The 26556-nt window shown below is 65.9% G+C and carries 16 protein-coding genes, 2 pseudogenes and 1 riboswitch; of the genes and pseudogenes, 7 read left to right on the forward strand and 11 right to left on the reverse strand.

From position 1 onward, the window contains the following. Nucleotides 1-11: 11 nt before the first annotated feature. Genes HU770_RS04015 through HU770_RS04030 form a run of 4 tightly spaced genes read right to left on the reverse strand, consistent with a single transcriptional unit; the run spans nt 12 to nt 4963 of the window. Entirely contained in the window at nt 12-1031 is a 1020-nt protein-coding gene (locus HU770_RS04015; RefSeq protein WP_033698673.1) for an iron ABC transporter permease, read from the reverse strand. Next, nucleotides 1028-1996, reverse strand: a complete 969-nt coding sequence (locus HU770_RS04020) for an ABC transporter substrate-binding protein (RefSeq protein ID WP_186663101.1) — start codon at nt 1994-1996, stop codon at nt 1028-1030. The genes HU770_RS04015 and HU770_RS04020 overlap by 4 nt, the downstream gene beginning before the upstream one ends. Beyond that, nucleotides 1993-2778 (reverse strand): ABC transporter ATP-binding protein, encoded by a 786-nt coding sequence (locus HU770_RS04025; protein WP_186660828.1) that lies wholly within the window; start codon nt 2776-2778, stop codon nt 1993-1995. Before HU770_RS04025 ends, HU770_RS04020 begins: the two co-directional genes overlap by 4 nt. Before the next feature lie 46 nt (nt 2779-2824). After that, nucleotides 2825-4963 (reverse strand): TonB-dependent receptor, encoded by a 2139-nt coding sequence (locus HU770_RS04030; protein WP_186663102.1) that lies wholly within the window; start codon nt 4961-4963, stop codon nt 2825-2827. Nucleotides 4964-5070: 107 nt separating this feature from the next. Then, nucleotides 5071-5278, reverse strand: a riboswitch (cobalamin riboswitch). Nucleotides 5279-5427: 149 nt separating this feature from the next. On the opposite strand from HU770_RS04030, the pseudogene HU770_RS04035 reads away from it, so the two are divergent. Beyond that, nucleotides 5428-5729 (forward strand): annotated as a pseudogene (locus HU770_RS04035) (sodium:proton antiporter); the annotation flags it as partial. Nucleotides 5730-5775: 46 nt separating this feature from the next. On the opposite strand, the gene HU770_RS04040 reads toward HU770_RS04035, so the two are convergent. The 4 genes from HU770_RS04040 to HU770_RS04055 form a co-directional block, all read right to left on the reverse strand. Continuing rightward, nucleotides 5776-6582 carry a DUF3618 domain-containing protein gene (locus HU770_RS04040; protein ID WP_033698680.1) on the reverse strand — a complete coding sequence of 269 codons (807 nt, stop codon included), beginning with the start codon at nt 6580-6582 and terminating at the stop codon, nt 5776-5778. Next, on the reverse strand, nt 6579-7007 hold the full coding sequence (locus HU770_RS04045; protein ID WP_186660824.1) for a phage holin family protein: 429 nt from the start codon (nt 7005-7007) through the stop codon (nt 6579-6581). Before HU770_RS04045 ends, HU770_RS04040 begins: the two co-directional genes overlap by 4 nt. Then, nucleotides 7007-7606 carry a hypothetical protein gene (locus HU770_RS04050; RefSeq protein WP_033698683.1) on the reverse strand — a complete coding sequence of 200 codons (600 nt, stop codon included), beginning with the start codon at nt 7604-7606 and terminating at the stop codon, nt 7007-7009. Before HU770_RS04050 ends, HU770_RS04045 begins: the two co-directional genes overlap by 1 nt. Nucleotides 7607-7845: 239 nt before the next feature. Further along, nucleotides 7846-8616, reverse strand: coding sequence for an IclR family transcriptional regulator C-terminal domain-containing protein (locus HU770_RS04055; protein ID WP_186660820.1), 771 nt, complete (start codon nt 8614-8616; stop codon nt 7846-7848). A 172-nt stretch (nt 8617-8788) separates the two neighbouring features. Between HU770_RS04055 and HU770_RS04060 the strand changes: the two genes are divergently transcribed. The 4 genes from HU770_RS04060 (at nt 8789) to HU770_RS04075 (ending at nt 13210) form a co-directional block, all read left to right on the forward strand. Then, complete coding sequence (locus HU770_RS04060; RefSeq protein ID WP_186663103.1) at nt 8789-9598, forward strand: shikimate dehydrogenase; 810 nt, start codon at nt 8789-8791, stop codon at nt 9596-9598. A gap of 86 nt (nt 9599-9684) precedes the next feature. Further along, nucleotides 9685-10005 carry an NIPSNAP family protein gene (locus HU770_RS04065; RefSeq protein WP_095065537.1) on the forward strand — a complete coding sequence of 107 codons (321 nt, stop codon included), beginning with the start codon at nt 9685-9687 and terminating at the stop codon, nt 10003-10005. Nucleotides 10006-10038: 33 nt separating this feature from the next. Further along, nucleotides 10039-11718: an FAD-dependent oxidoreductase gene (locus HU770_RS04070; RefSeq protein WP_186663104.1), complete on the forward strand. Its 1680-nt coding sequence runs from the start codon at nt 10039-10041 to the stop codon at nt 11716-11718. 166 nt (nt 11719-11884) lie between these two features. Beyond that, nucleotides 11885-13210: an MFS transporter gene (locus tag HU770_RS04075; RefSeq protein WP_033698689.1), complete on the forward strand. Its 1326-nt coding sequence runs from the start codon at nt 11885-11887 to the stop codon at nt 13208-13210. A 111-nt stretch (nt 13211-13321) separates the two neighbouring features. Here HU770_RS04075 and HU770_RS04080 read toward each other — a convergent pair whose 3' ends face one another. The 3 genes from HU770_RS04080 to HU770_RS04090 all read right to left on the reverse strand — a co-directional run bounded on the left by HU770_RS04080 (nt 13322) and on the right by HU770_RS04090 (nt 16176). Continuing rightward, nucleotides 13322-14137, reverse strand: coding sequence for a sugar phosphate isomerase/epimerase (locus tag HU770_RS04080; RefSeq protein ID WP_186663105.1), 816 nt, complete (start codon nt 14135-14137; stop codon nt 13322-13324). 55 nt (nt 14138-14192) lie between these two features. Then, nucleotides 14193-15245 (reverse strand): Gfo/Idh/MocA family oxidoreductase, encoded by a 1053-nt coding sequence (locus HU770_RS04085; RefSeq protein WP_186660812.1) that lies wholly within the window; start codon nt 15243-15245, stop codon nt 14193-14195. Nucleotides 15246-15399: 154 nt separating this feature from the next. Continuing rightward, a complete protein-coding gene (locus tag HU770_RS04090) occupies nt 15400-16176 on the reverse strand; it encodes an IclR family transcriptional regulator (RefSeq protein WP_033698693.1) in 777 nt (258 codons plus the stop codon). A 184-nt stretch (nt 16177-16360) separates the two neighbouring features. Here HU770_RS04090 and HU770_RS04095 point away from each other — a divergent pair, with 184 nt between their 5' ends. After that, nucleotides 16361-18073, forward strand: coding sequence for an FAD-dependent oxidoreductase (locus tag HU770_RS04095; RefSeq protein ID WP_186663106.1), 1713 nt, complete (start codon nt 16361-16363; stop codon nt 18071-18073). 90 nt (nt 18074-18163) lie between these two features. Further along, nucleotides 18164-26532 (forward strand): annotated as a pseudogene (locus HU770_RS04100) (glucoamylase family protein). The last annotated feature ends 24 nt before the right edge of the window (nt 26533-26556 follow it).

Genomic DNA, 26556 nt, shown 5'->3' on the forward strand with positions numbered 1-26556 from the left:
GCCGCAGCCGTTCAGCGCTTGAGCAGGGCAATGAAAAACAACCCGCCAAGCGCTGCGGTGGCAATGCCGATGGGCAAGTCTTGCGGGGCGATCAAGGTGCGTGCAGCCACATCCACCCAAACCAGAAAAATCGCCCCCAGCAGTGCACTCACCGGCATCAGCCGGCGGTTTTCCGCACCCACCAGCGCCCGCGCCATGTGCGGCACCATCAGGCCGACGAAGCCGATGGCGCCCGACAGCGATACCAGTACGCCGGTCAGCAGCGAGGTGCAGGTGAACACCTGCAGGCGCAGGCGTCGGCCGTTGAAACCCAGGCTCAGCGCCGTCTGCTCACCACTCATCAGCGCATTCAGGCCGCGCCCCAACATTTGCAGCGTGACCAGCCCCAGCACCACGCACAGCGCCGGCAGCCAGATGACATGCCAGCGCGCCGCGCCCAGGCCACCCAGCATCCAGAACACCACCGAAGCGGCGGCATGCTGATCGCCTGTGTACAACAGCAGGTTGACCACCGCCATCAGCACGAACGACACGGCGACGCCCGCCAGCAGCAGGCGGTCGGTTTCCATGCGGCCATTGCGCCGGGCCACGCCGATCACCAGCAACATGCTCGCCGCCGCGCCCATGAACGCCGCCAGTGGCAAGCTGAAGACCCCGATGAATTCGCCCAGGTAGAGCATCACCAGCACTGCCCCCAGCGCCGCCCCCGAGCTGACACCCAACAGGTGCGGGTCTGCCAGGGGGTTGCGGGTCACGGCTTGCAGCGCGCTGCCGACCAGCGCCAGGCCGGCACCCACCAAAGCCCCCAGCAACACCCGGGGCGCGCGGATCAGCCAGACGATATGGGCCTGGCTCTGGCTCCACTCACCCGGCATGTCGATGCCCAGTTGCTGGCCGACAATACCGGCAACCTTGGCCAGCGGCACCGACGCGGGGCCAAAGGCAAGCGCGATCAGGCACGACAGCAGCAACACGACACTCAGCAGCACGATCAGCCACCGGTACGCCGCAGTGCTGTGCCCGACCCTCATCGGGCAGCACCTTGGAGCAACGGGGGATGCAATGCATCGGCAAGCTTTTCGATGGCCACTGCGTTCTCCACGGACGGTGTCACCTCTAGGTAGGTCAGCACAATGAAGCGCTGATCATGAATCGCCCGCACGTCTTTCAACGCAGGTTGGCGCAGCAGGAAGTCGCGCTTCTGCTGCCAACTGCTGGGGCCGTAGTCGACGATCAGAATGACCTCCGGGTCGCGCTCTACCACGCTTTCCCAGTTCACCTCGGTCCAGCTGGCGGCCACATCGTCCATCACGTTGAGCCCGCCGGCAGCTTCGATCAGGGCCTGGGGCACGCCAAGCCTTCCCGAGGTGGTGGGGCGGTCTTCGCCACTGTCGTAAAGGAACACCCGTGGCATGTACCGCGCCTGCCCGACCCGATGCTGCACTTCACCGATACGCGCGCGCATGCTGGCGATCACGCGGTCGGCCTGGGGCTCGACCGAGAATATCCGCCCCAGGTTGCCCAGGTCGCGGTAGACATCGTCCAGGCTGGCCCGCTGCTGGGCCATGACCCACGAGCACGACTCGCTCAGCTCGTACACCGGGATGGCAAATGGCGCGAGGGTGCTGGGGGTCACCGGGCCGCCAACCTGCATGCCGTAGTTCCAGCCGGCAAAAAACAGATCGGCTTCAGCCGCCAGCAAGGTTTCGATGGCCGGGTAGCGGCTGGCCAGCTGCGGCACGCCCTGCAGCGCCGTGTCCAGCCACGGGTCGCGGTGCTTGCGGGCGCTGAAACCGGTGTAGCCGACGATGCGCTCGCGCAGCCCCAGGTGCAGCAGCATGGCGCTCATGTTCACATCGTGCACCACCACTCGCTGCGGTGCCTGGGTGAACGTCACGTCGCGGTCACAGCTGCGCACGCTCAAGGGGTAGTCGCTGGCCGTGGCAGGCAGCGCGGTCAGGATCGACAGCAAGCCGATCAGGTAGCGAAGGGTCATGGTCGTGTGATCCAGGTAATACGTGGGTAAGGGTGCAGAGGATGGCGGTCGACCAGCGCCTCGACACCGAAGACCTGCCTGAGCAGGCCGGGGGTCAGCACCGCTTGCGGCGTGCCGCTGGCAACAAGGCGCCCGCCGTCGATGACGTACAGCCGATCACAGAACGCGGCCGCCAAGTTAAGGTCGTGAAAGCTGGCCAGAATGCTCAGGCCCAGGCTGCGCAGGTGCTGGAGCAGCTCCAGTTGGTAGCGTGGGTCCAGGTGGTTGGTCGGCTCATCGAGCATCAGCAACTGCGGTGCCTGCACCAATGCCCGGGCCAGCAGCACGCGCTGTTTCTCGCCCCCGGACAGGCTGGCAAACGCTCGCTCGGCCTGCTCGGCAAGGCCCACCTGCGCAAGTGCCTGCACCACGTGCCGGGCATCCTCGGCACTGTCGCCATCGAACAGGCCCTTGTGCGGCGCGCGGCCCATGGCAACCACCTCGGCAACGCTCAAGCCGAACTCATCGGGAAACTCCTGCAGCACCACCGCGATGCGTTGTGCGCACCATCGCGCGCTGCGCTGCCAGATGTCATCCGCGCCAAGGCTCACCCGGCCTTGGTCAGGTGGGTTGGCGCGGTAGGCGCAGCGCAGCAGGCTGGTCTTGCCGCTGCCATTGGGGCCGATCAGGCCGACGAACTCGCCCGGCCCCACGTGCAGGTCCACGCCTTGCAACAGCGGGCGCGGTGCCCGCCCCCGTTCCTGCGGGGCCCAGGCGAGGGCCTCGATGTGCAGTTGCGTCATGGGCATCACCTCCAGGAGGCACCGGCCAATGACCGGTGCGACAGGCTCAGAAGCTGTAATCGGCCGTGACGAAGAATGAGCGCGGCTCACCCAGGTACCACTGCCGGCCGTTGTTGCCGGTGGTGATGGCGTACTGGCGATCGAACAGGTTGTTCAACTGCAGGCCCAGGGTCAGGTCCGGTTGCACGTGCCAGTCAACAGTGGCGTCGACCACGGTGTAGCTGGGCACCTGAACGGTATTGGCATTGTCGGCGTAACGGCTGTCGACATAACGCGCCCCGGCACCGGCACTGAAGCGTTGGCCGAAATCCTTGCTCAACCACAGGTTGGCGGAACGGCGAGGCACATCGGTGGGCTGGTTGCCGGAGTAGTCGTCGGTACCATTGGTAAATTCGTCATACTCTGCCCGCACCCAGGCGGCGTTGGCGGACAGCTGCACGTCGTAGGGCAGGCGCAGTTCGAGGGTGGCTTCGATACCGTCCGACGACTGCTGGCCGACCTGCTGTTGCAGCGTCGGGTTGAGCGGGTCGGTGCTTAGCAGCTTTTTCTTGACGATATGGTACGCCGCCAAGGTCCACTCCCCTCGCCCCTCGGGCAGCATCTGCTTGATGCCCACTTCGGTTTGCTTGGCGGTGCTCAGGTCCCACTGCTGCTGAGCGGCGTCGAGGGTCAGCAGGTCGCTTACGCCTTCGGTACTGGTGGCGTACTGGCCGTAGACCGACAGGTCCTCGGTAACCGCGAACACCAGCCCGGCGCGCCAGTTGTTGCCGGACAAGCTGCGGTCGGTGCGGGTATCGGTATCCAGGTCGTCGCTGTGCAAGTGCACCTGGTCGCGGCGCACGCCGGTGATCAGCGACAGGCGCTCGGTCAACTGCGTGCGGTTTTCGGCAAACAGCGAAAACTGCTTGGCCTGGTTGGCTTCGCGCGAGCGGAAGGGGTCGTTGCTGATGTATTCGCCACCCCCCGAACCCGACAACGGCACCGTATCGGTCAGGGTGTTGCCGAAGTCGTGTTTGCGCACGAAGCGGATCGTGTTGTAGTCGGCGCCTACCACGGTCTGGCTGTCGAGGCCGAACAGCGAGTGTTGCAAGGTGAACGACTGGCGGTCACCGAGCTGTTCTTGGGTCTGTTTGATGCTGATGAAGCTGCTACGGCGCACCTGGTCACCTGGCAACCAAGTGTAGGTCTCGGCGTTGCGCCAGCGACGCTGGGCCTTGAGGAAGTACAACTGGTTGCTGGCGGTCAGGTTGTCGTTGATCACCCAGTCGGTCACCAGGCGCGTGGACTGGTCGTTGTAATGCAGCTCGGCGTTGTCGACGTTGTAGTTGTGGTCGCGCAGCGACTCGCGGTAGTGCCCACCCACCAGCGGCGTACCCATGTACTGCTGCGGGTTCTGGTCACCGTAGTCGTGGCTGAGGGTGAAGCTCAGCTCATCACTGGGCTGCCAGCGCAGCGCGCCGCTGATGGCGAGGCTCTGCGAGTCGCCGCGATCGACCCAGCCGTTGCTGGCCTGTTTGTTCAGGTTCAGGCGATAGCTCAAGGTATCGGTCAGCGAACCGCCGCTGTCCAGGGCCATCTGCCGGCGGTCATCCGAGCCGTAGCCCAGGCGCAGGTGGTTGCGGATTTCACCCTCGAACGGCTTCTTCGGCACCACGTTGATCACCGCGCCGGTGGCGCCCTCCCCGTACAGCACCGATGCCGGGCCGCGCAGCACATCGATGCGTTCTACCGACCAGGTGTCCACCGGGAAGGTCACCGTGCCGGCGCCTACGTACAACCGGGTGCCGTCGTACAACTGCATGGTCGAACTGTGCCCGGTAAAACCGCGGGCCGACAACGCCGTGCCGCCGTTGCCGGGGGTACCGATGAAGGTGATGCCGGGCGAACGGGTCACCGCGTCCTGAACCGTTGCGTTGTTGCGCTTGAGGATTTGCTCGGCACTGATGCTGGTCACGCTGGCGGGTGTTTCCAGCGGCGTCAGGCCAAGCCGCGAGCCACTGGTGCCTGGGGTATGCAGGTCGGGCTGCGGGTTACGCTCGGCCGTGCCGGTAATGTCCGTGGCCGGCAGCGCCAGGGCGTTGTCCGCCTCGGCGGCGTGGGCGGCAACGCTAAGGAAAACACAGGGCAGCAGGCTTGCAGGCAACAGCGAGCCTGGCAGAAAACTGAACAGCGAATAACGGGACATGTCGTTCCACTTGAAGCAGGAATGAGAGAATCCCGGGGGAACAACGCAAAGGGGCAGCGCAGGCGCACACGCCTACGGAAACCGGCCTGCGCCCGCCCACCGCGGGTTTGCCAAACAATGCTTCAGGCCGGTCTCCGGGCTCGCGAGGGGCATGAAGCATTCACCTTCCCATGCCGAGGCACAGTGGTGTCTTGAATGCTTCTCTCGCATACCGTTGCGGGGGCAGCGCCGGACTGATCATCGCGCGATGACGAACCGGCTTCCCGTTTCACCCCATGCACGGCGGCAGGGGGCACCTGAAACAGGCGCGCAGATGACCATCAAAATGCCGCTACGTCAACCGCCCTGTACAGCGCAAAGGCGCTGCTACGCGACAGCAACGGCTAGACTGACTGTTTGTACCCGCGTCACAACCCGACTCGCTGGAGGCACCTGCGCACATGAGTTTCATTGTCTGGGTGGCCATGCTCGGCAACATGCTCTCTTTTGGCGGGCTGGTGGAGCGGGCGATGGAGGTCTTTCTGGTGACCTTGCTCGGGGTCGTGTTGATCGAGCACTGGGACTGGCGAGCGCTGGTCGTCGGCGCGGCATCGGTAGCCTCTACTGCCTGTTCTACGCGCTCAATCACCAGATGCTGCCCAGCGTTGCCGCGTCGAGTACCAACCTCACGTTGTCGGTGGTGGCGCTGAGCATCGTGGTGCATGGGCTAAGCGTCCAGCCCCTGCTGGCGCGCTACGAAACCGGCCGAAAACGCCGCGGCCAATAGCCCCTCAGGGGGCGTCGCCCGCTGGCAGCGAGGCCCCCTGAGGTTTTCAGGACGGGAAGCCCAACCCCGAAGACAAGTCAGTGTCCGCTGTTCGATGCGTGCCCGTGGGCGCCTCTTTCGCGGTGGCTTCCCTTACCGACTCTTTTACCGCCTCCTTGGCTTGCTCACCCTTGGCCTTCAGCGTGTCGGTCAAGCGGTCACTGCTGGCGCCCATCAGCTCATCCTCTTTACGGGTGCCGGGCAATGCCGCGCCCAAGGCTGCACCCAAGGCGATGCCTAGCGCCGCCAGCACCAAAGGCTGCTCCTTGAGCAACTGATCGAACTGGCCTTTCAGAGCCGTGGCCTGGTCACCGATCTGCTGGGCGCTGCCGCGCAGGCTGTCAGCCGACCCGTGCACCGTGTCGCGCGCGCCCTGCCCCAGCTCGCCAGCCCGGTCACGCAGGTCATGGGCCTTGCTGCTCACCGCGTGGCCGGCATCGTGCAGCGCCTCTGTGGCATGGGCAAAAGCCCCCTTCACACTGTCGACCGCATCACCCAGTTTTTCGCCCAGGCCTGGGCCGGTGTGCGCAGGGCCAGGGTTGAACGGGCGATTCTGATTGAAGCCCAGCCACGCCAGGCCAAGCACCGTGAGGGTGGTCGGCACCGGGTTGTTTTTCAAGGTGGTGCCCAGGTTATGGAAGAACTCCCCGCCGCTGCCCTTGCTGTAAGCCAGCACCTGGTCCATCAGCTGGCCCGGGCTCAGGCGCTGTTCCAGGGCATCGACCAGGTCACTGATATGCTCGCGCTTGGCATTGATCTGTTGCTCGAGCAGGTCAGGGTCTTTCTGCGTTTCTTGTTCGAAAGAAGTGCTCATGGCAGTTTCCTCTTCAGCGCATCCTTGTCCTGCTGCAGGGCATGCAGCGTGCGATCCGGGGCCAGTTGAGCAGGCTCGAACTGCTTCTTGCCGGCCTGCAGCATGATGAACCCGATGATCACCGTTACCGCCCCGACGATAAGCGCTGCAAGCCAGGGCACGAGCACCATCGACAAGGCATACACCGCTGCCAGCAGCAGGATGATGAAGCCCGCCAATAGCACGATGGCGCCTACCGCCACCGCTGCCGTACCGGCCTTCACGGCGTTGAGATTACGCTGCAGTTCGGCCTTGGCCAGGGCCAGCTCCTGGGTGAACAGCTCTGGGATTTCGCGCATCAACTGACGCAGCAAACCGCCCACCCCGACCGTGTCCTCTGCCGGGGTATGTAGCCCCGGCGCAGGTTGTAGAGGGTCTTTGTTCATCATTCACCTCCTTTGAGCGGGTCACGCTCCAATGGGCCACCGCTTACCGGCGTGCCGCCGCCCATGCCGACAGGGTCGACCGGGGTGTAGGGTTTGTGCGTGGACACGTCGCTGGCGCGGTCCGGCATCGGCGCAGCGGCGTGCCTGGGCTCGCTGCTGCCTTGCCCTGGCACCGGCGACGGCGCCGTAGTGGCGTGGCTGGCGCTGGCGCGCAGAAAGCGGGACAAGGCAAACCCTGCCGCCACACTGCCAGCCAGGAACAGCGCCGGATTGTCCCGCGCCAGGCGAGACCCTCGGTGCAGCAGGTCCTCAGCACTTTCATGGCGGATTTGTTCGGCAAAATTGCCCATCCACTCGGCAGCTTCGCCCAGGTAGTGGGAAAGCCCCAGGCTGTCGTTGCCCTGCAACGCGGATGCAGCCGAGCGTGCACCTTGTTGCAAGGAGTCAAGTTGCTCGGCGGCTGTGGTGCGGTAGTGCTCGTACTGCTCGGTGCCCTGGTGCTTTGCCTCGCTCAGTAGGGCGCCGGCCTCGTCGGTAATGGCGTGCAGGTGATCCTGGGGGCTGCTCGGCGGTGCCGCCGAGCCTTGATCGCGTTCCATGGTCATATCCCTCGCAAATGAACAACCGGCAGGTGCCGGACTGTGTGCCTTCATTCGGGGGACGTAGCGCTGGGGCCGGGAGTTCAGTCAGAGTGATCGGCAGCCATTGCCCTCTGCACCAATGGCCTGCACGGGGTTTACTGGGGGGCAACGCTTAAGTTTGTCGGGGCCGCCAGGTGCTTGGCTTGGTTTATCCGCCCCCTGAACAAACCAAGCCAAGCACCTAGTCAGACTGCAGATCAACCAACCACTGGCCTCAACAACACCTGCGCTTCATACAGCGGCGGCAAATAGCGCAGCCGTATCTCGTCAACGCTCAACCGTGAGGCGTGGGTGGTGACCGTCAGGGTCGCCTTCAATTCACCGCTGCGGTCCAGCAGCGGCACGCCCAGCACACGCATGCCGACTTCATACTCCTGGTCGACGATGCAGAAGCCCTGCTGGCGTACCCGTTGCAGCGCTTGCTCCAGTAGCGCCCTGTCTGTCTGCGTGTAGGGCGTGAGCTGGCGTAACGGGTTGCGCGAGAAATACGCGTCGCGCGCTGCCTCGCTCAGCGCGGCCAGCCAGATTCGCCCCCCGGCCGTGCAGTACATTGGCACCCGTGAACCGGGCCTGATCGACAACGAGGCGATGTGGCTGTAGCGGCTGCGCACCAGGTGGATGATTTCATCGCCGTCTCGGGTGCCGACCGAGACATGTTCCTGGGTCTGCCGGGCAACCTGCTCGACGATGGGCCGCAGCATGCGCGGCAGTTGCGCCGAATCCACGTAGGCCTGGCCAATGCGCAGCGCCTTGGGCGTGAGCCAGTAATGGCGGCTGTCGGTGTCGGCAAAGCCTTCGTGTACCAGGGTCAGCAGGAAGCGCCGCGCAGCGCTGGGGGTAAGGCCTGACTGACTGGCCGCCTGCGGCACGGTCAGGCGCGGCTGATCGACGCTGAACAGCTGCATCAACGCCAGGCCTTTCTGCAAGCCGGCGATCAGGTCGCGGGGGTGGATCTGCGGTTTGTCCATGCCTTCACCTCGTGCGGTCTGTCGTGATCCGGGCTGTACATTGTTCAGCACTCTGGTTCGATAATCGCCAGGCCACTGCGATTATCGCACTACTTGCCCGACAAGCGCATTGTCCCCCATCCCCTCGCACGCCACCCTTGCCTGCACAACAACAGCAAGCACGGAGGTCAGCATGATTCGGGGTTCGACAGAACTGGTCGCCATCGTCGGTTCACCCATCGCCCAGGTGAAATCGCCTGAAAACTTCAACACCTGGTTCGCCAGCCATGGCTGCGACCTGGCGATGCTTCCCATCGACTTGCAGGAAACGGCGCTCGACGCCTTCGTCGACAGCCTGCGTGGCTGGCGCAACCTGCGCGGTTGCGTGGTCACCGTGCCCTACAAACAGGCGCTGGCCACGCGCCTGGACGGCCTGAGCGAACGCGCTGGCGCACTGGGCTCGGTCAATGTGGTGCGGCGCGGCAGCGACGGGTGCCTGCTGGGTGACAACGTCGACGGCGCAGGCTTCCTCAGCGCCGCGCGCAAGCAGGGCTTTCAGCCGGCGGGCAAACGCGCACTGGTGATCGGCTGTGGTGGGGTCGGCAGCGCCATCGCTTATGCCCTGGGTGAGGCTGGCGTGGGCCAGGTCACCCTGAGCGACCCCTGCTCGGCACGGGCGGGCGCGCTTTGCGAACTGCTTGGCAACACCTTCCCCAGCCTCGAAGTCGCTACCCAATACCACTCGCTGGAGGCGTTCGACCTGCTGGTCAACGCTTCGCCCATCGGCATGGGCGGCAGCGACGAGCTGCCTCTGCCTGGCGCCCTGCTGGACACCCTGCAGCCCTGCACCCTGGTTGCCGACGTGGTCACCTCGCCAGAGATCACCCCCTTGCTGCACAGGGCACGCCAGCTCGGTTGTGCGATCCAGACTGGGCCACAGATGGCCTTTGCCCAACTCGGACTGCTCGGCGCCTTCATGGGCGTCACCCCGCTGGAGATCTGAGGCACTGCCCTCACCGTCGGCTGGCTCGTCGCCAGCCGTATTGCCGAACGCCTGCAGGCGTCGGCCCCTCACCCGGAGACTGTCGCATGTACTTTGAACTGAGAACCTACACCCTCGACCCGCTGAAAATGGCCGACTGGCTGGCCCTGTACCAGAGCCATGCGCTGGCGGTGCAGAGCGAACACCTGGGCAACCTGGTCGGCTTCTTCACCAGCGAATTCGGCGAGGTCAACCAGGTGGTGCACCTGTGGGGCTATGCCAGCCTCGACGAGCGCATGCAGCGCCGCGCAGCGATGGCTGCGGACCCGCGCTGGGCGGAGTTCTCCAAGCGCAATCGCGAACTGGGCGCCGTACTGCGGTTGCAATCGCGGCTAATGCGCCCGACCGGCTTTTCGCCCCTGCAGTGAATGCCTTGCCCCCCACCTGACCGGAGCGCACCCATGCAATCCCTGGAATGTGACGTACTTGTCCTCGGCTCCGGTGCCTCTGGCCTGGCTGCCGCAGTAACCGCCGCGCATCATGGCCTGAAGGTGATCGTCGCCGAAAAGGCCAGCCAGTTCGGCGGCACCAGCGCCTGGTCGGGGGGGTGGTTGTGGATCCCCCGCAACCCGCTGGCCATCGCTGAAGGCTACGTCGAAACCGACGATGCGCCCGAACGCTACCTGCGCGCGCAAACCCACGTTGCCGAGCTGAGCCCGCGCCAGCAGGCGTTCTTGCGCCATGGGCCGGAAATGGTGGCGTTCTTCCAACAGCACACCGCTGTGCAGTTCCAGTCCGGCACAAAGATGCCCGACATGCACGAGGGCGACGGCAGCGCACCGGGTGGGCGCTCCCTGTGCGCGCAGCCATTCGACGGGCGCCTGCTCGGGCACTGGGTGCACCGCCTTCGCCCCCCTTTGGACATCGTCAGCCTGGCCGGCATGGGCATCGCCGGTGGGGCGGACATGGCCGCGTTCTTCAATGCCAGCCGTTCGCCCAAGGCCGCCTGGCACGTTGGCAAGCGCCTGCTGCGCCATGGGCGCGACTTGCTGCTGCATCGTCGCGGCCTGCACCTGGTCAACGGCAATGCGCTGGTGGCGCGCCTGCTGCGCAGCGCCCTCGACCTGGGCGTGACGCTGCTGCATGCGCGACAGGCCACAGGGTTGCTCAGGGATGGGCGCATCACTGGCGTTCAGTTCAGCGATGGTCAGGTGATCCACACACGACGCGGTGTGGTGCTGGCCTGCGGCGGATTCCCGCATGACCGCCAGCGCATCGCGCAACTGATACCCCATGCGCCCGAAGGCGATCGCCACTACTCCGCTGCACCCTTACAAAACAGCGGCGACGGCCTGCGCCTGGGCGAGCAGGTTGGCGCACAAGTCGCCACCTCGGCGGCCCACGCCGGGGCCTGGGCGCCGGTGTCACAGGTGCCACGAAGCGACGGTAGCCTCGGCCATTTTCCGCACCTGATCGACCGTGCGAAGCCCGGTTTCATTGCCGTGCGCCGTGACGGCCGGCGGTTCGTCAACGAGGCCGACAGCTACCATGCCTTCATGAATGCGCTGTTCGCGGCCACGCCGCCAGGCGAGGCACCTGAGGCCTGGCTGATCTGCGATCACGCAGCGCAGCGCCGCCATGGCATCGGCTGGGCCAAGCCGTTCCCCTTCCCTACCGGCTTCTATGAACGGCGTGGCTACCTGTTCAGCGGCCCTAACCTGGCGCAGTTGGCCGCACGCTGTGGGATCGACGCCCAGCAACTGCAGCGCAGCGTGGCCCGTTTCAACCACTACGCAACGCAGGGCACAGACCCGGACTACCAGCGCGGCGCCTCGCGCTACAACCGCGCGCAGGGCGACCCGCTGCAAGCGCCCAACCCGTCACTGCGGCCCCTGCTGCACGGCCCCTTTCATGCGGTGAAGCTGCTGCCGGGCAGCCTGGGGACGTTCGCCGGCCTGTGCACGGAGGCGTCTGCCCAGGTCCTGGACAGCGAACAGCACCCGATACCCGGCCTCTATGCAGTCGGCAACGATATGCACAGCATCATGGGCGGGCACTACCCAAGCGGCGGCATCACCCTTGGTCCCGGCATGACCTTCGGCTACCTGGCGGGCAAAGCGCTGTGCGGCCCCGCAACTTAGCGCAGCAGCACTTTTGTTCGATCAGCGAACAGTAGCCCCATCTTTGAATTGACGCTCAATCATTCACTGCTCACCATTAAATGACCTTGCGTGCCCATCCTTGCCATGGGCAAAACCGCATTCCAGACGCACTGCCGTTCAAAACAATTTCAAGAAACGACCTCACATGACCCCTTCCAAGTTCAACACTGCCACCCCCCGCCTCGCCCATGGCTCCATCGGCGACAAGGTGCGTGGCGCCTTCGCCGTCGGCAAGACCCGCTGGGGCATGCTGGCCCTGGTGTTCTTCGCCACCACCCTCAACTACATCGACCGCGCCGCCCTCGGCATCATGCAACCGGTCCTGGCCAAGGACATGGGCTGGACGGCGATGGACTACGCCAACATCAACTTCTGGTTCCAGGTCGGCTACGCGATCGGCTTTCTGCTGCAGGGCCGGTTGATCGACAGGGTTGGGGTCAAGCACGCCTTCTTCGTTGCGGTGCTGCTGTGGAGCCTGGCCACCGGCGCCCACGGCCTGGCCACCTCGGCGGCCGGCTTCATGGTCTGCCGCTTCATCCTCGGCCTGACCGAGGCGGCCAACTACCCAGCCTGCGTGAAGACCACACGGTTGTGGTTCCCTGCCGGCGAACGCGCCATCGCCACCGGCCTGTTCAACGCCGGCACCAACGTCGGTGCCATGGTCACCCCGGCGCTGCTGCCGCTGATCCTGGCCGCCTGGGGCTGGCAGGCCGCGTTCATTGCCATGGGCAGCCTTGGCCTGGTGTGGGTGGTGTTGTGGGGGTTGAAGTACTTCAACCCGGAAGCGCACCCGCACGTGCGCCAAAGCGAGCTGGACTATATCCAGCAGGATGACGAGCCGGAAGCGAAGCCGATGCCGTTTCGCCGCATCTTGCGCCAGCGCGGCACCTGGGCCTTCGCCGTGGCTTACTCGATCACCGCGCCGGTGTTCTGGTTCTACCTCTACTGGCTGCCACCGTTTCTGAACCAGCAGTACGCGCTGGGCATCAGCGTGACGCAGATGGGTATCCCGTTGATCCTGATCTGGTTGACTGCGGATTTCGGCAGCATTGGCGGCGGGATACTTTCGTCGTGGCTGATCGGCCGCGGCGTGCGTGCGATCCGCGCACGGCTGATCTCGATGCTGATCTTTGCCTGCACCATTGTCAGTGTGGTCTTTGCTGCCCACGCCAGTGGCCTGTGGGTCGCAGTGCTCGCCATTGCCGTGGCGGTCGGCGCGCACCAGGCCTGGACCGCGAATATCTGGAGCCTGGTCATGGACTACACACCCAAGCACCTGGTGAGCACGGTGTTCGGCTTTGGCAGCATGTGTGCGGCCATTGGTGGGATGTTCATGACGCAGATCGTCGGCAGCGTGCTGACGGTCACCCACAACAATTATGCGGTGCTGTTTACCATGATCCCGGTGATGTACTTCCTGGCGCTGGTGTGGATGTACTTCATGGCGCCGCGTGGGGTTGAGGGGGCTTAGTGCCTGGCATTGGATGTGTGTTGGTGCATAGATCGAGCGCCGCGCGGGCGGCGCTCGATATCCACCCCACCTCAAAACCCAAGCCAGGCACTTGGCCGCCCCTACCCTATCTCACACCCGCGCCAGCACCGCCTTGGCCTTCTCCAGCGCCAGCCGCGCCCGCTGCTCGCCGCTGACACCTTGCTCCAGCAACTGCCGCGTCGGAATCTCCAGGCTCAGCGGCACGCTTGCCGGCAAGCCGCGCAACAACCCGACCAGGTCAGCATCGCCATCACCGGGGAAGCGCCGTTCATTGCGCGCCTGGCGCAATATCTCGCCCATATCCTCCGGCACCGGGCCGGCCACGTCGCACAACTGGGCGTAACGCATGCGCTGTGGTGCCAGGCGCGCCAGGTCGTCGAGCGAGGAGACAGAGCGGTTGAAATGGAACGCGTCCACCAGCACACAGCCATTTTCCCGGCCAGCGTTGGCTACCACACGCATGGCCTGGCGCAAGTCGCGAACGTCGGTCCAGGGCATGAACTCCAGGTGCGGATGGATACCGTAACCCGCCGCCAGGTCGCACAGCTCGGCAAAGCGCTCAGTAAGGCGGGCCTCGTCCGGGTCGTTGCCGGCAACCAGCAGTTCGGTACCCCCCAACTCGGCACCCACCGCCAGAATGGCCTCGAAATCAGCCACACAGGTTTCAGGCTTGAGGCGCAGGATTTCCAGGTCGAGCACCTTGATACCGGTGTCGCGCAGGCGCGCCTGGGTCTGGCGACGCAACTCGGCATCGGCAACCAGCGGGAAGTGCTGTTCCTCCGGGGTGGCCGCGACCAGTCGCAGGCCCACGTGGCTGTAGCCGGCTCGGGCGGCAGCTTCCACCATGGCGGGCGGCGAAAGCTCGAGCACCGTCAGCGCGGCAAGGGAAAAAATACGGTCAGTCATGTTCGTTACCTGAAAGCAAAAAAGGTGTGATCGAAGGTCGCGCTTTGCTCGCGTGTCAGGCAATGATCGCGGGGGCACACGCTCGGCCGCTTTCGGCGGCCTGGCGGATCGCCTCGATCAGGGCCAAGGTACGGGCGCCGTCTGCGGCGTCGGTCAGCGGTGCTTCTTCACCGCGGGCAACGCGCACGAAGTGCTGCAGTTGCAAGGTCAATGCCTCGCCCGCCGGGGTGCCAGCCTCGCTTTGCAGCAACGGTGTATGCCAACCCGAGCCGGCTTCGGCGTACTGCCAGCGCTTGAGCTGCGGAATACTCAGCGCACCCTGGGTGCCCGCCAGCAGGAAGCAGGGCTGGCCATCCTGGCGCGGGTAGATCGGGCTCTCGCCAGACGTCAGCTCCCAGCTCCAGGGTGCAGCCACCGCGTCGGAGCCCGTCAGGCTGCCCAGCGCGCCGTTGGCGAACTGCAGCAGTACCGCCGCGCTGTCTTCATTGGCATAACCGCGTACATCGTTGCGGGTGAACGCCTGTACCTGCACTACCTCGCCGCACAGATAACGCAGCAGATCCAGGTCGTGGATCAGGTTGGTCAACAAGAAACCAGCGCCTGGCTCACGGCGCCAGGGGGTGTCGAAGTAGCTGTCGGGCTTCTGCAACTGCCACAGCGCGGTGACGTTGATCAGCCTGCCCAGGGCGCCGTCGGCGATCATCCCACGGGCACTGGCGATCAAAGGGTTATGCCGTCGGTGGTGGCCGACCAGCACGGGCACGCCACAGCGCCGAGACGCCTCCACCAGCGCACGGACTTCATCCAGGTGCACGCCCACCGGTTTTTCCAACAGCACCGGCACACCGGCCTCGATGCAATCGAGCGCCGTGGCCACATGCAGGTTATTGGGGTTGGCGACGATCACCGCCTCGGGCTGGACTACCTCCAGCATGCGGCGGTGGTCAGCAAAACAAGGTACCGCGCATTCGGCCGCGAAGGCCTCGGCCTGCGGGCCAGGGTCTGCCACCGCGCACAACTGGGCTTGTGGGACCTGGCGCAGGTGCTGGTAATGCTGGCGGCCCATGATGCCGGCGCCAATCAGGGCGATACGAAGCGGTGCGTTCAACGGATTGTCCTCTTGTCATTGTTGTCGGCTCACGGATTACGGAACACTGTTCCAGAATCCACAATCGACAATTTAGAACCCCGTTCCGCTTTACAGAAGCACCGCACGCACAGACTGTGCGGTTATCGACCACAAACGCACAGGCCTGCGCATGTCAGGCAAACAGTTCGCTGGCCTGGCTGGCGGCGGACAGCTCGTCGGCTGCGGCCAACAGCTGCGCCGCCAGTTCAGGCAAACGCGTAGGCGCCAGCCGTGCGCTGGGGCCTGCAATGCTCAGCACGCCAATCACTTCGTCGGTACGGGGGCGCCGCACCACGGCGGCCAACGCCGACGTGCCCACTGCCGAGGTTTGCTCGACCCAGGCATAGCCCCGCTCGCGTGCCCGTTGCAGGTAGCCCAGCAGCTCGTCCGTGGAGCGCGGTGCATTCGGGCCGAACTGCGCGGGGTCGGCAATGCCCTGGCGCAACACCATCTGCACGGCATCGGCATCGCTCAGGCTGGCCAGCCAGGCATGCCCGGAGGCGGTGTAGAACAAGGGCGCATCGCGGCCCATGTCGGGGTCGTAGCGCAAACCCGAGCGCGCGCCCTGGGACTTGGCGATCCAAGTCTGGCGGCTACCGTCGATCACACCGAGGCGCACCAGCTCGCCGCTGTCCTGGGCCAGGCGGTCGAGAATCGGCTGGATGATGTCGGCACCACTGCTGGAGAGGTAGCGAAAGCCCAGCGCCACCAGCTTGGCAGACAACTGGTAGCGGCTGTTATCGCGGTTCTGCCGCACGTAGCCCAGGCGAATCAGCTCGGCCAGCATGCGGTGGGTGGCGCTTTTGGGAATCTCCAGGCGCTCGGCCAGGGTCTGCAGGGCAAGGCCCTCTGGCTCGCCGGTAAGGCTTTCTACAAGACTGAAGGCGCGTTCGATCTGACTACCAGCCATGACTAAGGTCCCTGAAAATGTGGCGAATTCTGGAAGATGATTCCACAACCAAGGCTACCGTGCAGCAGCGCTACGCTGAAGTGTCCGGTAATCGACCATTACCACGCGGCGCGGCTTGCATCTTAAATCGTCACACGCGAAGAATATGGAATCACATTCCAATAATACCCCCGGAGACCCTGCAATGCCCACCGACACCTTGCAAGCCGAATACGACGTACTGGTCATTGGCTCCGGCGCAGCCGGCCTGGCTGCGGCGGTAACGGCTGCCTGGCATGGGCAACGCGTGCTGCTGGTAGAGAAGGCGCCAGTGTTCGGCGGCGCCACCGCCTGGTCCGGCGGTTGGGCCTGGGTGCCACGCAACCCGCTGGCGCGCCGCGCCGGTATCGAAGAAGACATCGAGCAGCCACGCACCTACCTGCGCAACGAACTAGGCGTGCATTATGACGCTGAACGGGTGGATGCCTTCCTCCAGGCCTGCCCGCACATGGTCGCCTTTTTCGAGCAACACACCGCCCTGCAGTTCGTCGACGGCAACGCTATCCCCGACATGCACGGCGACACCCCCGGCGCCGCCACCGGCGGCCACCAGGTCATCGCCGCCCCCTATGATGCCCGTGAGGTGGGCGCGCTGTTGCCGCGCCTGCGCAAGACCCTGCGTGAAACCTCGTTCATGGGCATGCCGATCATGGCCGGTGCCGACCTGGCCGCCTTCCTCAACATGACCCGCTCGCCACGGGCCTTTGTGCAGGTTTGCAAGCGCTTTGGCCGCCACCTGTACCACCTCGCCCGTTATGGCCGGGCCATGCACTTGGTCAACGGCGTGGCGCTGGTGGCGCGCCTGGCCAAGTCGGCCGAAGACCTTGGCGTGCGCCTGCTGGAGTCTGCCCCAGCCAAGCGCCTGCTGATCGAGGACGGCCAGGTGCGCGGGGCTGTGATAGGCACACCGCAGGGCGCTATGACGGTGCGGGCGAAAGCCGTGGTACTCGCCGCCGGTGGCTTCCCCCACGACAGTGCGCGGCGCCAGCAGCTGTTTGCCGGTGACGCCACCGGCCATGACAACCTCGCCCTGCCCCCGCCGTCCTGCTCGGGCGATGGCCTGCGCCTTGGCGAGTCGGCTGGCGGCGTCGTCGCCACCGACCTGAAATCAGCGGTGGCCTGGGCACCGGTCTCCAAGGTGCCGCACCGCGACGGCAGTGTCGGCCACTTCCCGCACATCATCGAGCGCGGCAAGCCGGGGGTTATCGGGGTACTGGCCAGTGGCAAACGCTTCGTCAACGAGGCGCACGGTTACTACGACTATGTATCGGCCATGCTCGAGGCGGTGCCGCAGGGCGAGCAAGCCTGCTCGTGGCTGGTCTGCGACCACCGCTTCTTGCGTCGCTACGGCCTCGGCCACGCTCGCCCCGCGCCGCTGCCGGTATGGCCGCACCTACGCAGCGGCTACCTCAAGCGCGGCGCCAGCCTCGAACAATTGGCCAGCGCCTGTGGCATCGACCCAGCCGGGTTGAGTGCCACCGTCGCTGAGTACAACCGCTATGCGCGCCTGGGCCAGGACCCGGCATTTGGCCGCGGCTCCACGCCGTTCAACCGCAAGCAGGGTGACCCGGCTTACAGCGGGCCTAACCCCTGCGTCGCACCGATCGAACAAGGGCCGTTCTACGCGGTGAAGGTGCAGCCAGGTTGCTTTGGCACCTTCGCCGGCCTGCGCACCGACGGCCACGCCCGCGTGCTGGATGACCAGGGCCAACCGATCGGCGGGCTGTATGCGGCGGGTACCGACATGGCCAGCGTGTTTGGCGGCTGGTACCCCTCCGGCGGTATCAATCTGGGCCCGGCGCTGACCTTCGGCTACGTGGCCGGGCGGCATATTGCCGGGGCTCACGCACCGCAATGAGGCGGGTCTGTACGCTACCGAACAGACCGGCACTGCCTGGCCGGCGCACACTGCCCACCTGACCGGCCAGCTCACGGCACCCGACTCACCATGGACAACCCTTGGCTTCACGCACTCACCTACGTGCAACGCCTGGCCAACCGTGCCCGGCGCTGGCGTGCGCCGCGCCACACGTTCACCTACGAAAGCCTGCTGCGCTCGGAGCTCTACAGCGCCCAGCAACTGGCCGACCATGGCAGCTGGCTGGCCAGCCAGCACCGTTTGAGCAAACTGCCGGCCGACGACTCGCTGCTCGAACGCCTGGCCGACAACGAACGCATGCTCTACGCCAGCTGTTCGGCCCTCGCCAGCGCGCTGCCCGACGCGCGCCCGACCTTGCCTGCAGCGCAGTGGCTGCTCGACAACTTCTACCTGGTCGAAAGCCATATCCGCATTGCCAAACGCCACCTGCCGGCCGACTACAGCCTGCAGCTGCCACGCCTGGACACCGGTGCTTCGAGCGGCTTGCCGCGGGTCTATGACATTGCCCTGGAAACCATCTGCCACGGCGATGGCCGGGTCGATGCCGAGAGCCTGAGCCATTTCGTCGAGGCGTATCAGCACACCGCCACGCTGACCCTCGGCGAGCTGTGGGCGATCCCGATCATGCTCAGGCTGGCGCTGATCGAAAACCTGCGCCGCGTCGCCGCCCGGGTCATGGCCAGCCTGGCAGACCGCGACCTGGCCAATGACTGGGCCGACAAGCTTGGCGAAACCGCCGAACGCGATGCCAAGAGCGTGGTGCTGGTGGTGGCCGACATGGCCCGCTCGGACCCACCCATGACCACCGCCTTCGTCGCCGAACTGGCCAGGCGACTACAGGGCCACAGCAGCACGCTCACCCAGCCGCTGGCCTGGATCGAGCAGTTGCTCAGCGAGTCGTCCTTGAGTATCGAGCGCCATGTGCAGCTCGATGCGCAGCAGCAGGCCATCGACCAGGTGTCGATCAGCAACAGCATCGGCAGCCTGCGCCTGCTGTCGACCATTGACTGGCGGCTATTCGTCGAACACCTGAGCCACGTCGAACACATCCTCGGCGAAGACCCGGCGGCAGTGTATGCCGCCATGGACTTCGCCAGCCGCGATCACTATCGGCACATCGTCGAACAGCTGGCACGGCATAGCGCCTTCAGTGAAGAACAGGTGGCGCGCACGGCAATCGAGCTGGCGCAGGCCGCACACGCACAACCACGCGAGCAGGCAGCGCATGTCGGTTATTACCTGGCTGGCGATGGCTTGCTGCTGCTCGAACGGCAGCTTGCTGCGCGGGTGGCACTTGCCGAGCGTTGGCAGCGCCTGTTGCACCGGGCGCCGCTGGCCTTCTACCTGGTGCCGGCGGCGCTGCTGTCGTGCCTGCTGGCCTGGGGCTTCGTGGCTGGCATTGCCGCCGAAGGCTGGCCCATCTGGGTGGCAGCGGCCATGGCGTTGCCGGTGCTGCTGACCACCAGCCGGCTCGCCCTCGGCCTGGTCAACTGGCTGGTGACGCTGACCGTGAAGCCTGCGTTCCTGCCCCGGCTGGACTACACCGAAGGGATTCCCGTCGAGGCCCGTACCCTGGTCGTGGTGCCCAGCATGCTGGGCGCTGCCGGCGACGTCGAGGAACTGGTCGAAGGCCTTGAGGTGCGCTTTCTGGCCAACCGTGACGAGCACCTGCATTTCGCCCTGTTGACTGACTTCATGGATGCCCCCGAGCAGACCCGGCCCGACGACATGGCCCTGCTCGACCTTGCCAGCGACGGTATTCGCGCGTTGAACGCGAAGTACCCGAGCGGCGCTGAGCGCTTCTTCCTGCTGCATCGCCCCAGAGAGTGGAACGCCACTGAGCGCTGCTGGATGGGCCGTGAGCGCAAGCGCGGCAAGCTGGCTGAGCTCAATGCCCTGCTGCGTGGGCGCGGCGCCGAGCGTTTCATGCGCATCGTCGGCGACCTGCGCGCGCTGGACCGGGTGCGCTATGTCATCACCCTGGACACCGACACCCAGTTGCCGCGCGATGTGGCGCAAAAGTTCGTCGGCGCCATGCAGCACCCGCTGAACCGCGCACGTTTCGATGCCACGAGCGGTCGCCTGCAGTCAGGCTACGCGATCCTGCAACCGCGGGTGGGCATCAGCCTGCCCAGCGTGTCGCGCTCAACCTACGCACGGCTGTTCGGCAGCGATGCCGGGGTCGACCCCTACACCCTGGCCGTGTCGGATGTGTACCAGGACCTGTTCCTCAGTGGCTCGTTCATTGGCAAAGGCATCTACGCAGTGGATGCCTTCGAACGCGCACTGGAGGGGCGCTTTGCCGACAACCGTGTACTGAGCCACGACTTGATCGAGGGCTGCTACGCCCATGCCGGCCTGCTCAGTGACGTGCAGTTGTTCGAGGCCTACCCGGCACGCTACAGCGCCGATGTGAAGCGCCGCCACCGCTGGATACGGGGTGATTGGCAACTGCTGCCCTGGCTGCTGCCGTGGCCGCGCACCGGGCTGCAAGGCCAGGCGCAAAGCGGGCTGAGCGCGCTGTCGCGATGGAAGATTGTCGACAACCTGCGCCGCAGCCTGGAGCCGGCCGCCCTGCTGAGCGCGCTGCTGTGGGGCTGGCTGGCCAGCGCCTCGCCGCTGCTGTGGACGCTCGCGCTGCTGGGCCTGCTACTGACCCGCCCTGTGCTCGATTCGCTGCTCGAACTGCTACGCAAGACCATCGATGTGCCGCTGGCCGAACACCTGCTGGCGGCCCTGCACACCTCAAGCATCTATTTCGTGCGGGCTGGGTTGTCGCTGGCCTGGTTGCCGTTCGAGACCCTCTACAGCCTGGACGCCATTTGCCGCACGCTGTGGCGCCTGGCCGTGAGCAAACGCCGGCTGCTGCAATGGAACCCCTCGCGGGATGACGAACGCACCAGTGCCGATACCCTGCAAGCGTTCTATCGCGAACAATGGGTACAACCCGGGCTGGTGCTGTTGCTGGTGGGGGCATTGGCGATGCGTCCGAGTGTGCTGTTGCTGGCCGCCCCCATCCTTGCCCTGTGGCTGCTTGGCCCGGCCCTGGCCTGGTGGCTCAGCCGCACGCGGGGGCGCAGCGCGTTCGCGCCGCAGGCACAGGAGCTGCGGTTTCTGCATCGGCTGGCCCGGCGCAACTGGGCTTTTTTCGACCGGCATGTCGGGCCTGATGATAACTGCACCTGGCCGCCCTGCTGCTGACGCTAAGGCCAGGGCTGCTGGCGATGGCCGATACTCCTGTGCTGGACCGCCGCCTGAGCCAGGGCCTGCTGGACACCCTGGACATCCTGCGCGAAGCGTTCACCACCGCGGGCCGTGCCGACGAGCCGCTCCAGGCCTTGGGCAAACAGCTCTGGCAAGCCCATGAACAGCCAGGCCCGCTGCCCGCCTCGCTGCTGGAACAGCTCGCCGAGCAGCTACAGGGGCTAATCCAGCAGTACGCGCCACGCGCGGGCGAGGCCGACGACTGCCTGTTCTGGTTGCAGGCGATGCACCAGCAATGCCTGGACCTGGGCGGCGAGGTGCACGCCTTCCAGTTGCCACCTGGCAACGACTCCACGCTTCAGGCACCGTTGAGCTGGCGCCAGCTGGCCGAACTGCTGCCAGAGCAGTGGCCTGCCGCCGAACGTCCGGCCGTGGCCGACATACGCACGCTGGCCCGCCAGCGCATCGCACAGTCGCAAAGGCTGGCGCTGCGCATAGCCGCCATGGCCGACATGGACTTCACCTTCCTGTACGACAACCAGCGTGACCTGTTCGCCATCGGTTACAACGCCGATGAACATCGCCTCGATTCAGCCTTCTATGACCTGCTGGCATCGGAGATGCGCCTGACCAACTTCGTGGTCATCGCCCAGGGCCAGGTGCCCCAGGCCAGCTGGTTCGCCCTGGGCCGGCTGCTGACCAGCAATGCCGGGGTGCCGGTGCTGTTGTCCTGGTCGGGTTCGATGTTCGAATACCTGATGCCGCTGCTGGTGATGCCGAGCTACGAAGGCACCCTGCTCGACCAGACCTGCCAGGCCGCCGTCGAGCGGCAGATCGACCACGGCAATGTGCTGGGCATCCCCTGGGGCGTTTCAGAGTCGGCCTACAACGCCTTGGACGCTCACCTGAACTACCAATACCGGGCGTTTGGCGTACCGGGCCTGGGCCTCAAGCGCGGCCTGGGTGAAGAACGGGTGGTCGCCCCCTACGCCAGTGCACTTGCCCTGCTGGTGGCGCCAGGCGCCGCCTGCCGAAACCTGCAACGCCTGTGCACCCTGGGGCTGGCCGGCCGCTTCGGGTTGTACGAGGCCATTGACTACAGCGAGTCACGGCTGCCCCCCGGCCAGCAGGCCGTGGTGATCCGCTCGTTCATGGCCCACCACCAGGGCATGAGCTTGCTGGCCCTGACCGCCCTGCTGCTGGACAAACCCATGCAACGGCGCTTCGCCTCAGACCCGCAATTTCAGGCGAGCATGCTGCTGTTACAGGAGCGCGTACCGAAAACGGCCGCGCCCTACCTGCACACCCTGCAGGCCCCGGCTGTGGACGCTGCGGGCCAATCCGGCGAAACACGCTTGCGGGTGTTCAGCGAGCCGAATCGGCGCCACCCCGCCGTGCAGTTACTGTCCAACGGCCGCTACCACGTCATGGTCAACCATGTCGGCAGTGGCTACAGCAAGCGCGACGCGATGGCGCTGACACGGTGGCGCGAGGACGCCAGCTGCGACGCCCTGGGCAGCTTCTGTTACCTGCGTGACGTCGCCAGCGCAGCGTTCTGGTCTACCACCTACCAACCGACGCGGCATCGCGGCAAGAACCAGGAGGCGATCTTCAGTGATGGCCGCGCCGAGTTCCGCATCCGTGAAGGCGACTTCGACTGCCACACCGAAATAGCCGTTTCCCCCGAGGACGACATCGAACTGCGGCGCCTGCACCTGACCAACCATGGTGACCAACAGCGCACCCTGGAGCTGACCAGCTACGCCGAGGTGGTGCTGGCACCCGCCCTTGCCGATGCGTTGCACCCGGCGTTCAGCAAGCTGTTCGTGCAGACCGAACTGGTCCGCCCGCTGCAGGCCATCATCTGTTCCAGGCGGCCGCGCTCGCAGCAGGACGCCGTGCCGTGGATGTGCCATGTGCTCGCGGTGCATGGCGCCGACATCGATGCCGTGTCCTACGAAACCGACCGCGCCCGCTTCATAGGGCGCGGCCGCACGCTGGTCGCCCCGACGGCTCTGGACGCGCAGACAGAGGCCTTGTCCGACAGCGCCGGGGCGGTGCTTGACCCGATCGTGGCGATCCGCTGCCGTATCAGCCTGGCACCCGGCCAGAACGCCACGGTCGACCTGGTCACAGGGGTGTCCGACAGCCGCGACGCCTGCCTGCAGCAGATCGCCAAGTACCGCGACCGGCACCTGGCCGACCGGGTGTTCGACCTCGCCTGGCCACACAGCCAGGTGCAGTTGCGCCAGCTCAACGGCTCGCTCAACGATGCCAGGCTGTTCGAGCAGATGGCCGCTTCGGTGATCTACCCCAACGCGGCGCTACGGCCCCGCGGCGTCCCGCTGGCCGACGACCGGCGCAGCCAGTCAGGCCTGTGGGGCCAAGGGCTGTCGGGGGACCTGCCAATCGTGCTGGTGCAGATCAGCGACCCGGCCAACATCAACCTGGTCAAGCAGATGGTGCTTGCCCATGCCTATTGGCGACAGAAGGGCCTGGCGCTGGACCTGGTGATCTGGAACGAAGACCAGGCCGGTTACCGCCAGCAATTGCAGGATCTGATCATGGGCATCGTCACCTCCGGCAGCGAGGCGGCGCTGCTCGACCGCCCCGGGGGCATCTTTGTGCGCCCCGCACAGCAGCTGTCGGCAGAGGACCGCACCCTGACCCTTTCGGTAGCGCGGCTGGTGCTCAGCGACAGCCTTGGCACCCTCGCCGAACAACTGCACCACCGCCGCACACCGCCCGCACCCGCCGCGTTCGAGCCAGCTCCGGCAGCCCCGCAGGCGAAAGCCGATGGCCCCGCGCCGGCCCCCGCACCCGCGCTGATGCTTGCCAACCGCTACGGGGGGTACAGCAGCGACGGCCAGGAATACGTCATCCACCACGACCAGGCTCAGCCACCCCCGGCGCCCTGGGCCAATATCCTCGCCAACCCGCAGTTTGGCAGCGTGCTGTCGGAGGCCGGCAGTGCCTATACCTGGTACGAGAACGCGCACGAGTATCGGCTGACACCCTGGCACAACGACCCGGTCTGCGACCCCAGCGGCGAAACCCTCTACCTGCGTGACGAGGACAGCGGCCAGTACTGGTCACCCACGCCGATGCCGTGCCCCGGCCCTGGCCGCTATCGCACCCGCCATGGCTTTGGCTACAGCGTCTTCGAATACACCGACGACGGCCTGGACAGTGAGTTATGGGTACATGTCGCGCTGGATGCACCAATCAAGTTCAGCCGGCTCAAGCTGCACAACCGCTCGGCGCAGGCGCGGCGGTTGTCACTGACCTGCTACGTCGAGTGGGTGCTGGGCGATCTGCGCAGCAAGTCGGCCCTGCATGTAGTCAGCGAGATCGACCCGGTCAGCGGCGCCTTGTTTGCCCGCAATAGCTATGCCGAGGGGTTTTCCAGGCATGTGGGGTTTGTCGATTGCGACCTGCCCTTTTACGGTATTACCTGCGACCGCAGCGAGTTCCTTGGGCGCAATGGCGATTGCCAGGCGCCGGCCGGCATGCACCAGGCACGGTTGTCGGGGCGCACGGGCGCGAGGCTGGACCCGTGCGCGGCGGTGCAGGTCAACGTGCTGCTACAGCCTGGCGAACGCCGAGAGGTGGTGTTTCGCCTGGGTGCCGGGCCCAACGCCGAAGCCGCCAGCCGCTGTGTACAGCAATACCGCGGGCTGCGCGCGGCCATGGATGCGCTGGAGAAGGTGCGGGCCTACTGGCGCGAGACCTTGGGCAGCGTGCAGATCGAAACCCCGGAGCCGTCGCTGGACGTGCTGGCCAACGGCTGGTTGCTGTACCAGGTGATTGCCTGCCGCTTCTGGGCGCGCAGCGGTTACTACCAGTCGGGCGGCGCCATTGGCTTTCGCGATCAGTTGCAAGACAGCATGGCCATGCTCCACGCCGCCCCGGCCCTGGCGCGCCAGCACCTGCTCGACTGCGCCGGTCACCAGTATGCCGAAGGCGATGTGCAGCACTGGTGGCACCCACCCCTGCAACGGGGTGTACGCACCCGCTGCTCGGATGACCTGTTGTGGCTGCCACTGGCAACCAGCCGCTACGTGGCGCTGACCGGTGACCGCTCGGTGCTCGACGAGCCGGTCGGCTACCTGGAGGGGCGTGCGCTGAACGCGGGTGAAGAGTCCTATTACGACTTGCCCACCCAGGCGAACCTGGTCGAGAGCCTGTACCAGCATTGCCAGCGCGCCCTCGGGCATGCCCTGCAGTATGGCGCCCACGGCCTGCCGTTGATGGGCAGCGGGGACTGGAATGACGGCATGAACCGCGTCGGTGAACAAGGCCTTGGCGAAAGCGTGTGGCTGGGGTTCTTCGGCCACGAGGTGTTGCGGGCATTCGCCAGCGTTGCCCTGCGCCACGGCGACAGCACCTTCGCTCTGCAGTGCAGCCGGCAGGCGGCCACCCTGGCCGAGCACCTGGAGCAGCATGCCTGGGACGGTGACTGGTACCGCCGCGCCTGGTTCGACAACGGCCAGCTACTCGGCTCGGCAAGCAACCAGGAATGCCGCATCGACTCCGTGGCGCAGAGCTGGGCGGTGCTTTCCGGGGTTGCCCCGCCGGCACGCGCGCAGGCCGCCATGGCGGCGCTGGACAAGCACCTGGTGCGCCGCGACATCGGTATCGTCACACTGCTCGACCCACCCTTCGACCACGGCGACCTGGACCCCGGCTACATCAAGGGCTACCTGCCCGGCGTGCGCGAAAATGGCGGCCAGTACACCCACGCGGCCATCTGGGCGAGCATGGCCTATGCCCGCCTGGGCGATGCCGCCAAGGCCTGGGAACTGCTGCGCTTGATCAACCCGGTGCGCCAGGGTGCTAGCGGGCTGATAGAAACCTACAAGGTCGAACCCTATGTGATGGCCGCCGATGTCTATGCCGTCGCCCCCCATGCAGGGCGCGGTGGCTGGAGCTGGTACACAGGCTCGGCGGGCTGGATGTACCGGCTGATCGTGGAAAGCCTGCTGGGCCTGCAACGCTGCGGTGACACCCTGCGGATCGAGCCACTGCTGCCAGCGGACTGGCCCGGTTATACCCTGCACTACCGTTTTGGCAGCACCCTGTACCGCATAGAAGTGCGCAACGGCGCTGACACCGAACTGACCCTGACCCTCGACGGCCAGCAACTGGCCCAAGCGGTGCTGCCACTCAAGGATGATGGCGTGTTGCACCAGGTGATCGCCGAGTACCAGCCGTCAGCCTTGCCCACCCATTGAGGCCTGCCGCACGGCAGCACCTGC

The organism is Pseudomonas sp. SWRI68 (genome assembly GCF_014269165.1).
GTDB lineage: Bacteria > Pseudomonadota > Gammaproteobacteria > Pseudomonadales > Pseudomonadaceae > Aquipseudomonas > Aquipseudomonas capeferrum.

Bases quoted from the DNA above. Each gene is read 5' to 3' on its own strand.
- HU770_RS04015 (WP_033698673.1), bottom strand. From the start codon at position 1,031: ATGAGGGTCGGGCACAGCACTGCGGCGTACCGGTGGCTGATCGTGCTG.
- HU770_RS04020 (WP_186663101.1), bottom strand. From the start codon at position 1,996: ATGACCCTTCGCTACCTGATCGGCTTGCTGTCGATCCTGACCGCGCTG.
- HU770_RS04025 (WP_186660828.1), bottom strand. From the start codon at position 2,778: ATGACGCAACTGCACATCGAGGCCCTCGCCTGGGCCCCGCAGGAACGG.
- HU770_RS04030 (WP_186663102.1), bottom strand. From the start codon at position 4,963: ATGTCCCGTTATTCGCTGTTCAGTTTTCTGCCAGGCTCGCTGTTGCCT.
- HU770_RS04040 (WP_033698680.1), bottom strand. From the start codon at position 6,582: ATGAGCACTTCTTTCGAACAAGAAACGCAGAAAGACCCTGACCTGCTC.
- HU770_RS04045 (WP_186660824.1), bottom strand. From the start codon at position 7,007: ATGAACAAAGACCCTCTACAACCTGCGCCGGGGCTACATACCCCGGCA.
- HU770_RS04050 (WP_033698683.1), bottom strand. From the start codon at position 7,606: ATGGAACGCGATCAAGGCTCGGCGGCACCGCCGAGCAGCCCCCAGGAT.
- HU770_RS04055 (WP_186660820.1), bottom strand. From the start codon at position 8,616: ATGGACAAACCGCAGATCCACCCCCGCGACCTGATCGCCGGCTTGCAG.
- HU770_RS04060 (WP_186663103.1), top strand. From the start codon at position 8,789: ATGATTCGGGGTTCGACAGAACTGGTCGCCATCGTCGGTTCACCCATC.
- HU770_RS04065 (WP_095065537.1), top strand. From the start codon at position 9,685: ATGTACTTTGAACTGAGAACCTACACCCTCGACCCGCTGAAAATGGCC.
- HU770_RS04070 (WP_186663104.1), top strand. From the start codon at position 10,039: ATGCAATCCCTGGAATGTGACGTACTTGTCCTCGGCTCCGGTGCCTCT.
- HU770_RS04075 (WP_033698689.1), top strand. From the start codon at position 11,885: ATGACCCCTTCCAAGTTCAACACTGCCACCCCCCGCCTCGCCCATGGC.
- HU770_RS04080 (WP_186663105.1), bottom strand. From the start codon at position 14,137: ATGACTGACCGTATTTTTTCCCTTGCCGCGCTGACGGTGCTCGAGCTT.
- HU770_RS04090 (WP_033698693.1), bottom strand. From the start codon at position 16,176: ATGGCTGGTAGTCAGATCGAACGCGCCTTCAGTCTTGTAGAAAGCCTT.
- HU770_RS04095 (WP_186663106.1), top strand. From the start codon at position 16,361: ATGCCCACCGACACCTTGCAAGCCGAATACGACGTACTGGTCATTGGC.